Annotated in this window: 13 protein-coding genes and 2 pseudogenes; 11 read left to right on the forward strand and 4 right to left on the reverse strand. The window is 68.9% G+C overall.

From position 1 onward, the window contains the following. The first annotated feature begins 48 nt into the window (after positions 1-48). The 3 genes and pseudogenes from ACLGIH_RS34330 (at position 49) to ACLGIH_RS34340 (ending at position 6,236) form a co-directional block, all read left to right on the forward strand. The gene (locus tag ACLGIH_RS34330; protein WP_416529140.1) at positions 49-1,476 is read left to right on the forward strand and encodes an endo-1,4-beta-xylanase; all 1,428 of its coding nucleotides are present in this window, start codon (positions 49-51) and stop codon (positions 1,474-1,476) included. Positions 1,477-1,593: 117 nt separating this feature from the next. After that, positions 1,594-2,829, forward strand: a pseudogene (locus ACLGIH_RS34335) (RICIN domain-containing protein); the annotation flags it as partial. An 818-nt stretch (positions 2,830-3,647) separates the two neighbouring features. Beyond that, entirely contained in the window at positions 3,648-6,236 is a 2,589-nt protein-coding gene (locus ACLGIH_RS34340; protein ID WP_416529141.1) for an RHS repeat domain-containing protein, read from the forward strand. Here ACLGIH_RS34340 and ACLGIH_RS35080 read toward each other — a convergent pair. After that, positions 6,202-7,286, reverse strand: a protein-coding gene (locus tag ACLGIH_RS35080) for an IS630 family transposase (RefSeq protein ID WP_473246767.1) whose coding sequence is annotated in 2 segments (ribosomal slippage) — positions 6,202-6,761 and positions 6,761-7,286 — 1,086 coding nt in all. Because the reading frame shifts where the segments join, the coding sequence is not laid out codon by codon here. The genes ACLGIH_RS34340 and ACLGIH_RS35080 overlap by 35 nt on opposite strands. Positions 7,287-7,416: 130 nt before the next feature. Here ACLGIH_RS35080 and ACLGIH_RS35085 point away from each other — a divergent pair. Both ACLGIH_RS35085 and ACLGIH_RS34365 read left to right on the forward strand, forming a co-directional pair. After that, a pseudogene (locus tag ACLGIH_RS35085) lies at positions 7,417-8,432 on the forward strand (IS630 family transposase). A 168-nt stretch (positions 8,433-8,600) separates the two neighbouring features. After that, on the forward strand, positions 8,601-9,410 hold the full coding sequence (locus ACLGIH_RS34365) for a transposase family protein (RefSeq protein ID WP_416529564.1): 810 nt from the start codon (positions 8,601-8,603) through the stop codon (positions 9,408-9,410). Positions 9,411-9,765: 355 nt separating this feature from the next. Here the strand turns inward: ACLGIH_RS34365 and ACLGIH_RS34370 are convergent, their stop codons facing one another. Both ACLGIH_RS34370 and ACLGIH_RS34375 read right to left on the reverse strand, forming a co-directional pair. Beyond that, the gene (locus tag ACLGIH_RS34370) at positions 9,766-10,863 is read right to left on the reverse strand and encodes an RHS repeat-associated core domain-containing protein (protein WP_416529143.1); all 1,098 of its coding nucleotides are present in this window, start codon (positions 10,861-10,863) and stop codon (positions 9,766-9,768) included. Continuing rightward, entirely contained in the window at positions 10,857-11,402 is a 546-nt protein-coding gene (locus ACLGIH_RS34375; RefSeq protein WP_416529144.1) for a hypothetical protein, read from the reverse strand. The genes ACLGIH_RS34370 and ACLGIH_RS34375 overlap by 7 nt, the downstream gene beginning before the upstream one ends. Positions 11,403-11,606: 204 nt before the next feature. Here ACLGIH_RS34375 and ACLGIH_RS35090 point away from each other — a divergent pair. The 6 genes from ACLGIH_RS35090 (at position 11,607) to ACLGIH_RS34410 (ending at position 15,597) form a co-directional block, all read left to right on the forward strand. Then, positions 11,607-12,691, forward strand: a protein-coding gene (locus tag ACLGIH_RS35090; RefSeq protein ID WP_473246767.1) for an IS630 family transposase whose coding sequence is annotated in 2 segments (ribosomal slippage) — positions 11,607-12,132 and positions 12,132-12,691 — 1,086 coding nt in all. Because the reading frame shifts where the segments join, the coding sequence is not laid out codon by codon here. Between the two features lie 4 nt (positions 12,692-12,695). Then, complete coding sequence (locus ACLGIH_RS34390; RefSeq protein WP_416529145.1) at positions 12,696-12,923, forward strand: hypothetical protein; 228 nt, start codon at positions 12,696-12,698, stop codon at positions 12,921-12,923. A gap of 199 nt (positions 12,924-13,122) precedes the next feature. Continuing rightward, positions 13,123-13,713, forward strand: a complete 591-nt coding sequence (locus tag ACLGIH_RS34395; protein ID WP_416529146.1) for a hypothetical protein — start codon at positions 13,123-13,125, stop codon at positions 13,711-13,713. Next, positions 13,710-14,135 carry a hypothetical protein gene (locus ACLGIH_RS34400; protein WP_416529147.1) on the forward strand — a complete coding sequence of 142 codons (426 nt, stop codon included), beginning with the start codon at positions 13,710-13,712 and terminating at the stop codon, positions 14,133-14,135. The genes ACLGIH_RS34395 and ACLGIH_RS34400 overlap by 4 nt, the downstream gene beginning before the upstream one ends. Before the next feature lie 18 nt (positions 14,136-14,153). Further along, positions 14,154-14,408: a helix-turn-helix transcriptional regulator gene (locus ACLGIH_RS34405; protein WP_416529148.1), complete on the forward strand. Its 255-nt coding sequence runs from the start codon at positions 14,154-14,156 to the stop codon at positions 14,406-14,408. A gap of 322 nt (positions 14,409-14,730) precedes the next feature. Next, positions 14,731-15,597 (forward strand): helix-turn-helix domain-containing protein, encoded by an 867-nt coding sequence (locus ACLGIH_RS34410; RefSeq protein WP_416529149.1) that lies wholly within the window; start codon positions 14,731-14,733, stop codon positions 15,595-15,597. A gap of 76 nt (positions 15,598-15,673) precedes the next feature. On the opposite strand, the gene ACLGIH_RS34415 is transcribed toward ACLGIH_RS34410, so the two are convergent. Then, positions 15,674-17,206 (reverse strand): sulfatase-like hydrolase/transferase, encoded by a 1,533-nt coding sequence (locus tag ACLGIH_RS34415; protein ID WP_416529150.1) that lies wholly within the window; start codon positions 17,204-17,206, stop codon positions 15,674-15,676. Positions 17,207-17,512: the final 306 nt, after the last annotated feature.

Raw genomic sequence — 17,512 nt, forward strand, 5'->3', positions numbered from 1 at the left:
TCCCTCGCAGTTCAGTCCTTCCGTAATCTCTACCTTGGAGGCGCAGTCATGGGTTCGTACGCCCTTCCCAGACCCGTTGTCCGCCGGAAGACCCGCGGCCTGCTGGCGCTGGTCGTCGGCGTCCTCGGCGTGGTGACCGCACTGGTCGCGCCGCCGACCGCACACGCCGCCGAGAGCACGCTCGGCGCCGCGGCGGCGCAGAGCGGCCGCTACTTCGGCGCCGCCATCGCCTCGGGCAGGCTGAGCGACTCGACGTACACGACCATCGCGAACCGTGAGTTCAACTCGGTGACGGCCGAGAACGAGATGAAGATCGACGCCACCCAACCCCAGCGGGGCCAGTTCAACTTCACCGCCGCCGACCGCATCTACAACTGGGCGGTGCAGAACGGCAAGCAGGTGCGCGGCCACACCCTGGCCTGGCACTCCCAGCAGCCCGGCTGGATGCAGAGCCTCAGCGGCAGCGCGCTGCGCCAGGCGATGATCGACCACATCAACGGCGTGATGGCCCACTACAAGGGCAAGATCGCCGAGTGGGACGTCGTCAACGAGGCCTTTGCCGACGGCAGCTCGGGAGCCCGCCGCGACTCCAACCTCCAGCGCACCGGCAACGACTGGATCGAGGTCGCCTTCCGCACCGCGCGCGCCGCGGACCCGGCCGCCAAGCTCTGCTACAACGACTACAACGTCGAGAACTGGACCTGGGCGAAGACGCAGGCCATGTACGCCATGGTCCGGGACTTCAAGCAGCGCGGCGTGCCGATCGACTGCGTCGGCTTTCAGGCGCACTTCAACAGCGGCAGTCCCTACAACGCCAACTTCCGCACCGCCCTGCAGAACTTCGCCGCGCTCGGCGTCGACGTGGCCGTCACCGAACTCGACATCCAGGGCGCCTCGCCCGCGACCTACGCCAACGTGGTCAACGACTGCCTGGCCGTGTCGCGGTGCCTCGGCGTCACAGTCTGGGGTGTGCGCGACACCGACTCCTGGCGGTCGGAGCAGACGCCGCTGCTGTTCAACGGCGACGGCAGCAAGAAGCCCGCCTACACCGCCGTCCTCGACGCGCTGAACGGCGGCACCACCACGCCCCCTGCGGACTCCGGACGGATCAGGGGCGTGGGCTCCGGCCGCTGCCTGGACGTGCCCAACGCCAGTACCGCCGATGGCACCCGGCTCCAGCTGTGGGACTGCCACAACGGCACCAACCAGCAGTGGACGCACACCGCCGCCGGTGAACTCAGGGTCTACGGCAACAAGTGCCTGGACGCCGCCGGCACCGGCAACGGCACCAGAGTCCAGATCTACAGCTGCTGGGGCGGCGACAATCAGAAGTGGCGCCTGAACTCCGACGGATCCATCGTCGGCGTCCAGTCCGGCCTCTGCCTCGACGCCGTCGCGGCCGGCACCGCCAACGGCACCCTCATCCAGCTCTACTCCTGCTCGAATGGCGGCAACCAGCGCTGGACCCGCACCTGATGGGGACCCGCCACACACGGGCGCGTGGATCGATGGCGGCCCACGGTGCGGCCTCCAGGAAGACATCGCTGGTGGTCCCGGGTCGCCGCGGCAGTGGCGTCGGCCCTCGCGATCGGCATGCTCACCGCGGTGAAGCCGACGCCCGCCGCGGCGGCGACGGTGGACACCAACGCCTGGTACGTCCTGGTCAACCGCAACAGCGGCAAGGCGCTGGACGTCTCCGGCGCGTCCACCGGCGACGGCGCGCGGGTCAGTCAGTGGACGCGTCATGACGGAGCTGACCAGCAGTGGCGGTTCCTGGACTCCGGCGGCGGCTTCTACCGCCTCGCGGCCCGGCATTCGGACAAGGCTATCGACGTGGCCGGCGCCTCCACCGCAGACGGTGCCGCGATCCAGCAGTGGGCCGACCACAACGGGGCCAACCAGCAGTTCCGCCTGGCCGACTCCGACGCGGGCCACGTCCGGCTGATCAACCGCGCCGCCAACAAGGCGGTGGAGGTGCAGGGCGCCTCCACCGCCGACGGCGGCAACGTCGTCCAGTACACCGACTGGGGCGGCGCCAACCTGCAATGGCAGATGATCAAGCTGTCGTCCGGTGGCGACGGGGGATGCGGCAGCGCCCCGACGCTGGCGAGCGGCACGCACACGATTCAACGCGGCGGCAAGAGCCGCACCTTCATCCTCAGGGTCCCCGCCGGCTACGACAGCAACCGCCGCTACCGGCTGGTCTTCGCGTTCCACTGGCGGGGCGGAACCGCCGGCGACGTCGCCTCGGGCGGCACGAGCAGGAACGCTTGATCCCACTACGGCCAACAGGAACAGCCGAACAACAGCGCGATCTTCGTCGCCCCGCAGGGCCTCGGTAACGGCTGGGCCAATGCGGGTGGTGAGGACGTCACCTTCGTCGACGACATGATCCGGCGCATCGAGGGCGGCCTCTGTGTCAACCGGGCACAGCGTTTCGCCACGGGCTTCAGTTGGGGCGGCGCATGAGCTACGCCCTCGCCTGCAGTCGGGCGGACGTCTTCCGGGCCGTCGCGGTCATCTCCGGCGCCCAGATCAGCGGGTGCAGCGGCGGTACCCTGCCCGTGGCCTACTTCGGCATCCACGGCATCAGCGACTCCGTCCTCGTCATCGTGCAAAGGACGGTCCCTGCGCGACAGGTTCGCCGGTAACAACGGCTGCACCTCCCAGAACCCGCATGAGCCTGCGCCGGGCAGCCGAACGCACATCACCACCACCTACTCGGGCTGCCGTGCCGGATACCCGGTCCAGTGAGCCGCGTTCGACGGAGACCACATACCCGCTCCGGTCGACGGCTCCCACGCCGATCGGTCGCCCGTCTCGACGACCGGCAGCCGGTCCAGTGCTGCTGGACAAGGTTCCGGCCGTGGCCGGCGTCGTCGGCCGACCCAGACACCGGCCCGGCTTCGGGAGGGCGCGCCCTGCCTGCAGGGAATCGTCGTCCTCTTCGGCGGGCGGACAGGGGACGGTCCGGTTCAAGGACGGTCAGGGCGCGTGGCAGGACGTGGATGCGTCGCTGGGGCTGGGACCGCTTTTGGGCCGCGCCGCCTCGCCCCGGCCGCGCACGCGACGGACATTGGCCATCAACTCGCCGTTGAGTAAGGGAACTTCCGACGGAGCACCGCTCTGACTGTCCTCCTCCGACCGAAGCCGTCGGCGAGCTGCCTCAAGCCGCGGGCATGTGCCGGTGCCCCTGCGCCCCGTGCTTTATGACGTGCCCGGAGGCATCGACGGACCGCTGATGAGGGGCTTGAGCACCGGATGGCGGCGTGCGCTTGGGGCTCCATCACCCCCTCAGACACCGGGATGGGACCGGTCGACCGTGCAGGTTCCAGCACAGCATGCGGCCACGTTGCAGCCGAGGCCACCCGGGTCCGCAGCATCGCCCATGCGAGGGCGGACAGCCGGCGAGCACACGCACACCGCCAAGGTCGGGGTGAAGGTCGCTCAGGACGGCGAACACCATCACCCTCATCGCGGTGGGCACCGGACCTCCGTCGACGGAGTGAAACCAGGATGAGGTCTCCGAACGGGCGTCCGTGGCCTCGATACGCTGGTTCTGGATCTTGGTGCGACCGTTGCCCTGCCAGCGCCGCAAGCCTGCCGTTCCCGCGGCTGCTCAGGTCCACTGGGCGGCGTGTCTCTCCTTGGGCACGTTCACCTTCACCCCGCCGGCCAGCGATGTGAAGGAAGTCCAGTGGAACCTGGACGGTGGCACCTGGCAATCGGCGGCCACCACGGGAGCGGCTGTCACCCGCAAACCGGCCTTCCGCGCCGGCAAGCACACCCTGAACGCGCGCACCAAGGACGCGGCCGGCAACGTCTCCTCCAGCACCAGTTACACCTTCTACGCCGGCTCCGGCGCCGCGCTGCTCACCCCGGGTGACGGGGACCGTACCGCGCGCCGCACTGAATTGACTGGACAGGGCAAGCCTGGCGATACCGGGGTGCGCTACCAGTACCGCCGCGGGGAGACGGACACTTGGAAGGACATCCCCGCCAACAACGTGCGTCGCAAGGCCGACGGTTCGACCCTGCCCGCGTGGCCCGCGAAGGTCACCGGCGGCGACGCCGAGGCGCTGACCTGGAACGTCACCGACACCTTCGCCGAGGACGGCCCGGTAGACGTCCGCGTGTTGTTCACCGACGGAAGCACGACGGATGCGTCTCCGGCGACCCGGATCACGGTGGACCGCAACGCCGGCGAGGCGCCCAGCGAAGGGGTCGGGCCGGGCAGTGTGAACACGCTCACTGGTGACTTCGGTCTGTCGGCTACGGATGCCTCCGGATTCGATCTGACCGCGACGCGGTCGTTCTCCTCCCGCCGCCCGGCGAACGGGGCGCAGCAGGAGGGGCAGGCTGCGATCTTCGGCCCGCAGTGGACGGCCGGCACCGTGGCCGAGCTGTCCGAGAGTGACTGGGCGTATCTGCGCACGACCTCCGCAGCATCGGTGGCGGTCGTTGACGTGGACGGCGAGGAGATCGGGTTCAGCGCGACCAAGGACGGCGGCTGGAAGCCGGAGGCCGGAGCGGAGGACCTGACGCTGACCGGATCGCTGACGGGCACCTTCACCCTGAAGGACACCGAAGGCACCACATCGGTGTTCAGCAAACTGGACTCCTCTGCCACCACATGGCAACTGTCGCGGACCTTCCTGCCCACGGAGAACTCCACCACGACCGTGATCTCGGAGAAGGCCACCGTCGACGGCAAGGCCCTGGCCCGCCCCAAGTACGTGATCGCACCTTCCTCCGCTGTCTCCGCCGCCACCTGCGCGGGCACGCCGTCGACCAAGGGCTGCCGGATGCTGGAGTACCAGTACGCCACCACGACCACGGCCAGCGGCAGCACGCTCGGTGACGTGGCCGGACAGGTCTCGCGACTTCGTCTGTGGACCACGGCCCCGGGAGCGTCGACCTCCACCGCCACGGTCGTCTCCCAGTACACCTATGACAGCACCGGCCGCCTGCGCGAGCAGTGGGACCCGCGAATCTCCCCAGCGCTGAAGACGACCTACACCTACGACAGTGCCGGACGTGTGGTCACCATGACCCCGCCGGGCGAACTGCCGTGGACATTCCAGTACGGCAAGGCTGGCTCCAACGCGGTGGCCGGGGACGGCATGCTGCTGAAGGCATCCCGTCCGACCTTGAAGGTCGGCAGCAAGGACGAGCAGGACGGCGGCCAGGCCGCCACCTCGGTTGTCTACGACGTACCGCTGTCCGGCACCAAGGCCCCGAACCAGGTCTCACCCGGCGAAGCCGCGAAGTGGGGGCAGACAGACTCGCCCACGGACACCACCGCCGTCTTCCCCGCCGACCAGGTTCCGTCCTCGCACACCGGCAGTGACCTAGGGGCGGCCGACTATGACAAGGCCACCATCACCTACACCGACGCCTCCGGCCGCGAGGTCAACACCGGACTGCCCGGCCGGCACCTGACCGCCAAGCAGTACGACCGGTTCGGCAACACCGTCTTCGACCTGACGGCCACCAACCGCGAACTGGCCCTCGGCAATGAGGACTACCAGGTCAACACCCAGAGCGAACTGGGCATCCTCGCCGACTCCCCGGCCGAACGCGCCCGCCGGCTCGGCACCGTCTCTGTCTATTCCGACGACGGCAAGCGCGTGCTGGAGCAGTACGGGCCGGTGCACCTGGCCACCCTCACCAAGGCGCTCAAGGGCGACGAGGGCAGCCCCGACCTCCCGGCCGGAGTCCAGGTCGCCGCGCGGGAGCACACCATCAACCGCTACGACGAAGGTCGCCCCACCGACGGCACCGCCACCGTCGCCGACCAGGTCACCACCACTGCGGTCGGAGCGGCGATCGACGGCTACCCCACCGGCGGCGACGTGCGCACCACCACGACCGCCTACGACTGGGCCAAGGGCCTGCCCACCAGTGAGACCACCGACCCCAGCGGGCTGAAGCTGACCAAGAACACCAGCTACGACGCACAGGGACGCGTGATCAAGACCACGCTGCCCAAGTCCAACGGCGCCGACGCCGGGGCCACAGTGACCCGCTACTGGTCCGCCACCGGCACCAGTACCTGCGAGGGCCGGCCGGAATGGGCCGACCTGGAGTGCTCCACCAGCCCCGCCGGCACCATCACCGGGGGCGGCAACCCAACCCAGCTTCCTACGAAGACGACCGAATACGACCGCTGGGGCAACGCGGCCAAGGTGACTGAGACCGCTACTGAGCTTGTTGCCGTGATGTCGTCAAGGTGAGGCCGGTTTCGGTGAGGCATCCGTCGATGAGGTTGCTGCGGTATTGGATCTGGCGGAGGCCATGCCGGAGGGTGCGCATCAGGTGGTCTGGGTCGGTGAAGGCGGTGTTGGCCTGGCTGCTGCGTCGTAGCAGTGACCAGAGGCCTTCGACGGGGTTGAGGTTGGGTGCGTATGCCGGCAGGAAGTAGCAGGTGATCCAGTCGTGTGCATCGATGAACGCTCTCAGCCGGGCGTCCTTGTGGACGTTCAGGGTGTCCCAGACGAGCACAATGGGTGCACCGAGCTGCTGATGGGCGGCGACGAGCAGGTCGCGGTAATCGGTCCAGGTGAAACTGCGTCTGCCGCCCCGCTTGTGATCGACGTGCCGCTTGAGCCGGTAGATCAGGCGTGAGCGTTCGCCCGGCTTGTAGCAGGCCAGGGCCGCGATGGAGAAGCGGCGCTGGGAGCGTCCCCGCACCCGGATGAGGGGTGTGTGTCCGCGTCGGGCCCAGCTGCGGGTGGTGGGCGGCGTCATCGAGAAGCCGGCTTCGTCTTCGAAGCACAGCCAGGCCCCGAGCGCCGCCGCGGTGTTTCCACGTGGGGCCATGTCTCCTTCACCCAGCCGGTGACCGCTTCTTCGTTGCGCTCCAGAGCGCGGCGGGCGGGGACCTGGTGGCTGAAGCCGTGCCGGCGCAGCATCTTCGCGATGGCCGAGAGCGACATGCTCTTGTGGAACCGGCGCCCGATCAGCGTCTTGATCCGCGTCAGCGTCCAGGTCTGGTCCGGCCAGCCGTGTGCGACGGGGCCCCTGGCCAGCTCCTGCTCCAGTACCGCGAACAGCTGCTCGCTCAGTTTGGGCAGCGACACCGGACCCACTGAGCGAAGACCGTCCGGGCCTGTTTTCTGCCAGGCCAGGCGCCACCGCTGAACGGAGCGCACGCTCACCCGTAAGCCTTTGGCGACCTCGGTGTTGGAGGCGCCGGCGCCGAACCGTTCGGCGGCCTCCATCCGGATCCGCTCACGAAACGCCTGCCGTTCAGGCGTCAGCCCACCACCCTGCGGATACCTCATACAAACGGCATACCGCGACGATCACACGCCGTCAGCCCCCAACGACACCACGCCAACAAGCTCAGTACTGACCTTCAAAGCGTGGTGTCGGAGGGCTGACGGTCCATGATCCCTGCGGTATCCCGAGTACATGAGGTATGCCCAGGGCGGTGGCCTGACCGACGAACGCCGGGTCTTCCGTGAGAGGTTGCGGATGGAGGCGGCCGAGCGGTTCCGGTACGGGAGGAAAACACGGTCATCGCGCACGACCTGCGGGTGAGTGTCCGGTCGGTGCAGCGCTGGCGCAGAGCCTGGTCGCAGGGCGGGCCGGAGGCCCTGACTTCGAAGGGCCCGGCGTCGCTGCCGCTGCTGAGCGACGAGCTGTTCGCCGTGCTGGAGCGTGAGCTGGCCAAGGGGCCGGTGGCGCACGGCTGGCCGGACCAGACCTGGACCCTGTCGCGGATCAAGACTCTGATCGGGCGCCGTTTCCACAAGAGCTACACCGTGCAGGGTGTGGCCGCCCTGCTCGAGCGGGACGAGGCTGCGGTGGCCGGCTGGGTGAAGGAGACCTGGCCGAGCGTGGAAGGACCGTGGCGGCGCTCGGCGCCTGGCTCGTCTTCGAGGACGAGGCAGGCTTCTCGATGACGCCGCCGACCGCCCGTACCTGGTCCCGCCGCGGCCACACCCCTGTGGTCCGCGTGCGGGGCCGCTCCCGCCGCCGCTTATCGGTGGCCGCCCTGGTCTGCTACAAGGCTGGCGAACCCCCCCCGGCTGGTCTACCGGCCCCGTTCCGATGCACGGCCCGACGGGCGCAAGAGTTTCTCCTGGATGGACTACCGCGATCTCATTCAGAGTGCTCACCAGCAGCTCGGCGGACCGATCGTGCTGGTCTGGGACAACTTGAACACCCACTTGACGGCCGGGATGCGCCGCTACATCGCCGACCGCGACTGGCTCACCGTCTTCCAACTCCCGCCCTACACACCCGATCTCAACCCCGTCGAGGGCATCTGGTCCGTGCTGCGACGCACCACCACAGCCAACCGCGCGTTCGCCGACCCCGACGACCTGATCACCGCCGTCCGACGCGGCTTACGCCAGCTCCAGTACCGACACGACGTCCTCGACGGCTGCCTCACCGGCACCGGCCTACGCAAACCATCATGACGACATCACGCTTTGAAGGTCAGTGAGGTTTTCTCAGTGAAATGATCGAAGCGAACCGGTGTGGATCACCGGCGAGAGCGGGCCGGCCACGGCCTCGGACAGACGTAAAGCCCCTGGTAGGACAGGTCTCACCACAAGATCATGTCCGTAACCACCAGAGGCTTCACGTTGGTCACCTATGTTGTCATGCTCGATGTCCCGCGCCATGTCGTGGAGTACCTGTCGCGTCTGCTCGCCGCGCACCGACGGCACATCGGTACCCCGCGCGGCAGCCGGGCGCTTGGCCCGTTCCGCCAGGCGGCGCTGGTGCTGCGCTGGTTCCGAGAGCGCGGCTGCGTACACTGCCTGGCCCGGGATGCCGGAGTCTCACAGGCCACCGGGTACCGCTACCTGCACGAGGGCATCGATGTCCTCGCCGACCAGGCCCCGGACCTGCATGAAGTCCTGGACCGTTGTCGGCGCGAAGGTATGACCCACGTGATCCTGGACGGCACGCTGATCGAATCGAACCGGCTGGCCGGTGTCCGCGACAACGGCAACGACCTGTGGTTCAGCCAGAAACACAAGGCGTTCGGCGGCAACGTGCAGTTCCTGGCCGCTCCGGACGGCACCCCGCTGTGGGTCTCCGGCGTCGAGCCCGGCTCTACCCCCGACATCACCGCCGCACGCATTCATGCCCTGCCCGCCCTCTACAAGGCGGCGGCCGACGGCCTGCCGACCCTGGCGGACAAGGGCTACATCGGCGCCGGCATCGGCATCCGCATCCCCGTCCGACGCCCAAAAGGCAAGTCCGAGCAGGCGCTTCACGTCGACACCCGCATGTCCAACACCCTGCTGCGACACCTACGGGCGCTCGGCGAGCGCACCGCCGCCGAACTCAAGCAGCGATGGCGCACCCTGCAGCACGTCACGCTCAGCCCCAGCCGCATCGGCGACATCGCCCGCGCGGCCCTCGTCCTCAACGGAATCTGGAAGTGATCACCGTTGAGAAAACCTCAGTACCTTGGCTCGACAATTCGTGATGATTGGCCGTCGGCGGCCAGCAAGCGGGCCGCCGGCGCATCGAACGATTACGGTCTTTCGTAGCCGTACCATGGGAAGTCCGCATGGCTGGCGGGCTGATTACGCGCTCTTCTTGCTCTTTGCGCGTCTGAAATGATCCCTGACGGCGCGGAAACCGTCTCGCAGGTTAATGTACTCCAGGAATCCGGATACTGCTCTCCCTGCGGCTTTTAGGACTCGAAGGAGCAATCCTGCAGTGTCGTCCATGATGTCTCCTTGCCGAGCTGCCGGGAGGCAGAAACCTATCACTCGCCTCCCAGCAGTTTGTGTATCAGGTGCAGCTACCTCGGCCACGGTAGCCGGTGTACCGTCTGCAGGTTCGCTGCTTCGCTGCGTACGTGAGCGCCTGGTTGTATGAGCGCATGTACCGGTAGTTCCGCGCCATCTTCCGCCCGTAGTTGAATGCGGAGGGCACTCCCCAGAAGGCGCCGGCACAGCCGGCAGCGTGCTTCCAGCCACGTGAGCACATGCGGGTAACACGGCGCGGGTTCTTGGCGTAGCGAACCACGTAGCGAGCCTTCTTGGCGGGGTTGATCAGAGATGCTCCCATGCGAGCCCCGTAGTACCAGTGACGGTAGTTGGGGTTGCGGCTCTTACGCCCCCACCAGCTCTTGAACCTCTTGCGGACGCTCCACTGACCGTTGAGGTCGTACTGGTTGAGTGGGTCGCCGTTGACGTACTCGTAGGCGTTGGCGCTGCCTCCGGGTACTGGGTCCACAGACAGGAACCGACCCTGGTTCGGGTTGTAGAGCCGTACCCCCATGAGTGTCACGCCGCTCGGGGTTTCGCTGGAGCGCTGCTTTCCGCCGAGCCAGCCGTAGCGGGCGGGGTCGGTGCCGGGCAGCGGGTTGCCGTACTCGTCGTAGCTACTGACCACTGGCGTGGTGGCGTCCACCAGGGGAATCTGTGTGGCGATGTCGCCGTGCAGGTTGGACAGTTGCAGGATGGTGTCCCCGGTCCTGCTGGTGGTGGCGATCAAGTTGCCTGCCAGGTCCTCCAGGCTGCGGCTGATGCCGCCGAAGGCGTCCTCGGTCCAGTCCGGACTGTCGCCATCGCCACCGTAATGGTTGGTTCTGATGAGTGAGTTCCTCCAGGAGCCGCTCTCGTCCTGCTCCTCGGTGGTCCAGGAAGCGAGGCGATTGTCCGCGTCCAGAGTCCAGGTAGTGCGCTCGGTATCCGCGGTGATCTGCCGGACGAGGTCGTTGGTGTAGTAGCTGTTCTTGGTGCCCTCAGCCTGTGTGGTGGTGCGTCCGAGGGCGTCGTAGACAGTGCCGGCGGAGATGAGCCGGTCGGCGCTGTCGTAGGTGTGGTTGACGGTGTTGGTGGTGGGGGTGCCTCCGTCGACGTCGTCAACGGTGGTGGTCAGCAACGTGCGGTTGGTGTTGTTGTCGAAGGCGTAGGCGCGGTGGGTGGTGACGCCGGCCTGGGAGTCATCGACCTTGGTGAGGCGTGCTGCCGCGTCGTAGGTGTACTCCTGGTAGGCGCCGCCTCCGGTGTACGTGGTGCGGCTGACGACCTGGTCGTGGACGCTCTGCTGGTGGACTCGCCCTGGACGGTCCAGCCGGACTCCCAGTGCCAGTAGCGGGAGGTTTCAGTGCCGGTGGGGTCGAGGTTGAACTCGACGTCCATGTTCCACGGCAGCTTCTGCTTGTAGAGGCGGCCGTCGGAGACGTAGAAGCCGGTCACGTCGCCGATGGTGCCCATGACCGAGTCGTGGACCCTGGTCGGCAGGCCGGCGGGGCTGTCGTAGTCGTAGGTGACCGTGGATGGGGCTGAGTCGGTGACGCGGATCTTCCGGTCGCGGTTGTCGTACTGGGTGTGGGTGACATTGCCCGCACCGTCGTCGTAGCTGATCTCCCGGCCGAGCCGGTCGTTGGTGCGGCGGATGGTGGCCGTGCCGTTGGTCACGGTCGCTACGGAGCCGTTGTCCGGGTCGTACGTAGTGGTCTGCGCCGGTACCGCGGTTCCAACACCGCCGGTGGTCTGTGTCTGCTTCAGGCGGCCGGCGGCGTCGTAGGTGTTGGTTGTGGTACGGGTGACGCCGTTACTGAGCTTGTTGGCGTGGTGTCGTTGGGGGCTGACGGCGTGTGATCGTCGCGGTATGCCGTTTGTATGAGGTATCCGCAGGGTGGTGGGCTGACGCCTGAACGGCAGGCGTTTCGTGAGCGGATCCGGATGGAGGCCGCCGAACGGTTCGGCGCCGGCGCCTCCAACACCGAGGTCGCCAAAGGCTTACGGGTGAGCGTGCGCTCCGTTCAGCGGTGGCGCCTGGCCTGGCAGAAAACAGGCCCGGACGGTCTTCGCTCAGTGGGTCCGGTGTCGCTGCCCAAACTGAGCGAGCAGCTGTTCGCGGTACTGGAGCAGGAGCTGGCCAGGGGCCCCGTCGCACACGGCTGGCCGGACCAGACCTGGACGCTGACGCGGATCAAGACGCTGATCGGGCGCCGGTTCCACAAGAGCATGTCGCTCTCGGCCATCGCGAAGATGCTGCGCCGGCACGGCTTCAGCCACCAGGTCCCCGCCCGCCGCGCTCTGGAGCGCAACGAAGAAGCGGTCACCGGCTGGGTGAAGGAGACATGGCCCCACGTGGAAACACCGCGGCGGCGCTCGGGGCCTGGCTGTGCTTCGAAGACGAAGCCGGCTTCTCGATGACGCCGCCCACCACCCGCAGCTGGGCCCGACGCGGACACACACCCCTCATCCGGGTGCGGGGACGCTCCCAGCGCCGCTTCTCCATCGCGGCCCTGGCCTGCTACAAGCCGGGCGAACGCTCACGCCTGATCTACCGGCTCAAGCGGCACGTCGATCACAAGCGGGGCGGCAGACGCAGTTTCACCTGGACCGATTACCGCGACCTGCTCGTCGCCGCCCATCAGCAGCTCGGTGCACCCATTGTGCTCGTCTGGGACACCCTGAACGTCCACAAGGACGCCCGGCTGAGAGCGTTCATCGATGCACACGACTGGATCACCTGCTACTTCCTGCCGGCATACGCACCCAACCTCAACCCCGTCGAAGGCCTCTGGTCACTGCTACGACGCAGCAGCCAGGCCAACACCGCCTTCACCGACCCAGACCACCTGATGCGCACCCTCCGGCATGGCCTCCGCCAGATCCAATACCGCAGCAACCTCATCGACGGATGCCTCACCGAAACCGGCCTCACCTTGACGACATCACGGCAACAAGCTCAGTAACGCCGTGGAGGCCGACGAGGGGACGGACGAGGAAACAGCAAAGCCTGCCCTGATCACCGGACGCCACTACAAGAACGTTATCGACGACGACGGCAACCACGTCAGTGCGGGCGAGATCCGCACAGTCCCCTGGGTAGCCATCACACCGGTGGTCAACGCCATCCGTGTCCTGGAGCGCATGGTGCCCCCCGGCGAATTCCTGCTCAGCTCCACTCACCACGATCCCCAGTAGGGGGGCAGGTATCACGGCAGCCTGACCCGGGGTGCGCTCGCGAAACGGATCAGGGAGTTCGTGGCCTGGATCAACCAGGAAGCCGTCACCCAGGGCCTGTCCGCACAGACGGTCCCCGCCGACCCCCACCGGGCCAATCAGCCCGAACCGCTGGCGGCACACCCTCGCCTGGCACATCGCCCGACGCCCCGGTGGGCCGGTGGCCCTCGCCATCCAGTACGGGCACATGCGGGCCTTCCTCGACGCCCGCACCTCCGCCGGCTACGGCGCCCGCGGCCGCCGGGGCATGCACGGCGTCCTGGACGTGGAAACTGTCCTGGCTACCGCAGATGCGGCCGCGAACCTACGCGACGCGGCAGCTGCCGGCGAGCGGATCTCCGGCCCCGCCGCCGGCCGGGCCCTCATCGACGCCGCCGACACCCCCCGCTTCGAAGGAGCCATCCTCACCGCCCGCGCCACCGGGCACCTGAAGAAGATGCGGGGCCACCTTCTCTACGACAACCCCGACAGCTTCCTGATCTGCGCTTTCAAAGCGGACAACGCGCTGTGTGAACCGGATGCGGGCGCCATCGCCCCGCTGCCGTTCGCCTGCCAGACCGGCTGCGGCAACGCGGTCCGCACCGACGCCCACGCCCGGGCCGCCCGCGCGCACGCCGACCGGCTCGGACAACAGGCAGCCCACGTCCCCGGGCCGATGGCGAAAGCCCTCCACGCCGCCGCCGCGAAGTGGCGCAACGTCGCCGACACCCACGATGCAACCGCCCGCACCGCACCGGAGATCCCCGCATGAGCCACGATCAGACCGCCCACACCGCCGAACGCGAGCGAATCAACGCCGCCATCGAACGCCTCCTGACAGGCGCCCCCACCCGCTCCAGCGGAAGCCTCACCGTCGAAGCCCTCGCCGCCGAAGCCGACGTCCATCGCATGGCGCTCTACAAGCGCCACTCCGACCTCCGCGAACTCTTCAACGAACGAGTCCGCAACGAAAGAAAGCAAATGCCCGCAAGCGAAAAACGACTCCGCAAGGAGAACGCCACACTCCAGCAATCCCTCAAAGACGCACGCACCGGCGAAGCCGAAGCCCGATGGATCACCGAACAGACCATCCTCGCTGCAGCCGTCCTCACCGCTGACGCGAACAGAAACAAATCCGAGGCTGAACAGAAAAAGGAAGGGAATGTGATCCCCTTCAGAAAACCCAAAACCTGAGAGCCCGCACCGCCCTCCGTGCGGACCCTGCAACGGGCCTTCGCCGCAGAAGGACAGTCGCTGAGTGCCTACATCCGGGATCGCCGCCTCGGCGAGGCACGCCGCGCGCTCGTCACACCGTACCGGCGTATGACCATCGCGGAGATTGCCGCCCGCTGGCAGTTCGCCGACAGCGGCCACTTCGCCCGCGCCTTCCGCAAACCCTACGGCCAGACTCCGACCGATTACGCCGCGACTGTCACTCCTGAATCGGGTCTGTACGGTCAGGTGTGACTCCCGGGCCGAAAACGGCGGTTGATGACTGAGGTGGTGAGTGACACCGAGGCCGGGGAGCCGCTGTGGGACCGACGAGCGCCGTGGACGACGGGCTGTCGCCGAGCTGGTGGTCCGGGCCCAGGCCCGGTGGCGTGAAGCTCACCCGGTCACCGACAGCGCGATGGCCGGCATGACCGGATGGCAGAACGAGCGAGGAGCGCGCGCAGGTATGCGATGGCGGCCGGACCGGTCAGGACCCTGGTCCCGCGCCCGGGGCGGGCCCGGTCGGCGCGGGGGCGGCTGGTGGGTGGGGCGAGCGATGGTGCAGGATCGAGCGACGATGGCTGCTCAACACATGTGGAACCGTTTCTTCGCCCCCGAGGCCCGCTACCGGGAGCTCGGCCTGGTCTGCCTGGGCGTCGGAGTGCAGCGCGGGCCTCTGCCCGTCGTCGGCCCCCGCACGCTGGACCGGCACGTCGCCGTGGTGATCACGGCGGGCGCGGGCTGGTTCCGGCACGGCAACCGGGCCCCGCGCCCCGTCCGGGCGCCCGTACTGCTCTGGCTCACCCCGGGGGTGCCGCACCACTACGGGCCCGCCCCGGGCACCGGATGGGACGAGACGTTCGTCGCCTTCACCGGTCCCGCCACCTCGACGTACACCCGGCTCGGGTACATCAGCCCCGACCGGCCGGTGGTACCGCTGGCCCGCACCGACGAGGTGAGCGCGATCGCCCAACGGATCATCGCGGCGGCCCGGCCGGGCAACCCACTGGCCGACGTCGAGGCCGCGGTCGCCGTGCACCAGCTGCTGCCGGCCCTGCGGGAGGCCCGCGCGGACGGTGCCCCCGGCGCCTCCGGGGGCGTGGACGACCCACTGCTGGAGGCACTCGCCCGGGACGCGTTCCTGCCGCTGTCGGTGGACGGTCACGCGGCCCGGCTGGGCATGTCGTCGACCGGGCTCCGCCAGGCTGTGCGCCGGGCGAGCGGCCGAGGGCCCAAGGACTTCCTGCTGTCGGTGCGGCTGGGCCGGGCCCAGGAGCTGCTGGCCGGGACGGACCTGCCGACGGCGACGGTGGCCCGCATGGTCGGCTACGCCGACCCGGCGTACTTCAGCCGGGTGTTCCATCGGCGCGTGGGCGTGCCGCCGTCCGTCTTCCGGGCGCGCGAGTCGCGCGGCGGGACGGTGGCGCGGCCGACCGACGGCTGACACGGTCGACCCGGACCCGGACCCGGACCCGGACGGACGACGGTTGACCCCTTCGCCGGGCCCGTCCGGCGGCCCGTCACTTCCGGCGCATCGTCTCCGTCATCTCCAGGCCGGTGACGTAGTCCAGCAGCCGGGGCTGGTAGCCGGGGTCGTCCGGCCGCTGGCGGGTCATGCCGTCGTACGCCCAGGTGGCCTCGCGGGCGTCGGTGCGCCAGGGCCTGGCCTCCCAGTAGTGACCGCGGAACGGGTCGCGGGTCTCGTTCATCCAGGCCAGCAGCCGGTCGTGCAGCCGGTCCCGGACGGCGGCGTGGTCCGGGTCGCCGATCAGGTTGCGCAGTTCCCCGGGGTCCTCGGCCAGGTCGTACAGTTCGTCGCCGGAGAGCAGGTGGACGACGAGCTTGTGCCGTCCGTCGAAGACGCCGCGCATCGGCTGGAAGCCGCCGAACCCGTCGTGGTCCACCTCGTAGCGGCCGAACTCCACGAACACCTCGTCGGCGGCCCGGTGTCCGGGGTCGGCCAGCGTGGGCAGCAGGCTGTGGCCCGGCAGCAGGTCGGGCACGTCGAGCCCGTGGTGCGCGAGCACGGTCGGGGCGAGGTCGATGTGCGAGACGGGGTCGGCGGCCACGCCGCCGTGCGGGGTGGTGCCGGGAAGGCGGGCCAGCAGTGGCACCCGGGCGATCTCGTCGTACATCGCGGGGCCCTTGGCGTACAGCCGGTGCGAGCCGAGCATGTCGCCGTGGTCGGAGGTGTAGAGGACGAGCGCGTCGGGGCAGTGCTCGTCGACGGCGCGCAGGACCCGGCCGATCTGGGCGTCGACGAACTCCTGGGCGGCGAAGTAGCGGGGGTCGCGGCGCTCGTAGCCGCCGGAGCGGTCCTCGGTGAGTCGGGGTCCGGCCCAGACGCGCTGGTGGGCGGGTTTGCCGTCGAGGTCGTCGAGGACGTTGTCGTCGTGCGGGAAGACGAAGTCCCGGTACTTCTCGGCGTATTCGGGCGGGGTGATCCCCGGGTCGTGCGGCTCGTCGTAGGAGACGACCAGCAGGAAGTCGTCGTCGGTGTGGCGGGTGAGGAAGTCGACGGCCCGGTCGGTGCACCGGTGCGCGTACGTGAAGGGGCTGTCGACGCCGGGGTCGTCGACGGTGGCGGGGTCGCGGGAGGCGCGGCGCTCGTCGGGGGTGAGTTCCTCGAGGTAGCGGCGCATGTCGTACCAGTACGCGGGGTCCCAGCCGTCGGGGCAGCGGCCGTTGCCGAAGTAGTCGGTGCCGTCCAGGTGCCACTTGCCGATGTACGCGGTGGCGGCGCCGTGGTCGCGCAGCCGCCGGCCGAGGGTGGGCACGTCGAGGCCGGGGGCGAGGTTGTTGGACCAGGTGCCGTTGGAGTGCGGCCAGGTGCCGGTGAACAGCGCGGCACGGGCGGGCGCGCACACCGGCTGGGTCGTGTACGCGCGTTCGAACCGGACGCCGGTGGCGGCCAGCCGGTCCAGATGCGGGGTGGCCACGCCGGTGTCGCGGTAGCTGCCGAGCATGTCCCAGCGGGTGGCGTCGGTCATCAGCAGCACCGTGCGGCGGTGCGGGGACGGCGCGGCGGTGGCTCCGGGCGCGGGTGCGGTCATGGGGGCGGGGCACCTTTCGGGTCGGTCGGGGAGAGCGCGGCGTCGTCGGGTACCGGTGCGCCACGACGAACTCGGGGGCGCGCGGCCTGTCCGCGGTGGGAGCCGGCGCGCAGGCGGCGGAGGCGGGACGGGGAACGGCGCCGCCGCCAGTGTGCGACGGGGAGCGCAGCGGTGACCATGCACAAAGACGCGTCCCGGCAGGACTTTCGCGTACGCCGTTCGCCACCGTCCGCCGTGCCGGGCACCGCGCTTGGACGGACGCAACGGTGATCTGGACTTTTTCGGCGCGGATCTTGACAGCGGTCG

The sequence above is a fragment of the Streptomyces hamibioticus genome, from assembly GCF_047946815.1.
In the GTDB taxonomy this organism is placed as follows: Bacteria; Actinomycetota; Actinomycetes; order Streptomycetales; family Streptomycetaceae; genus Streptomyces.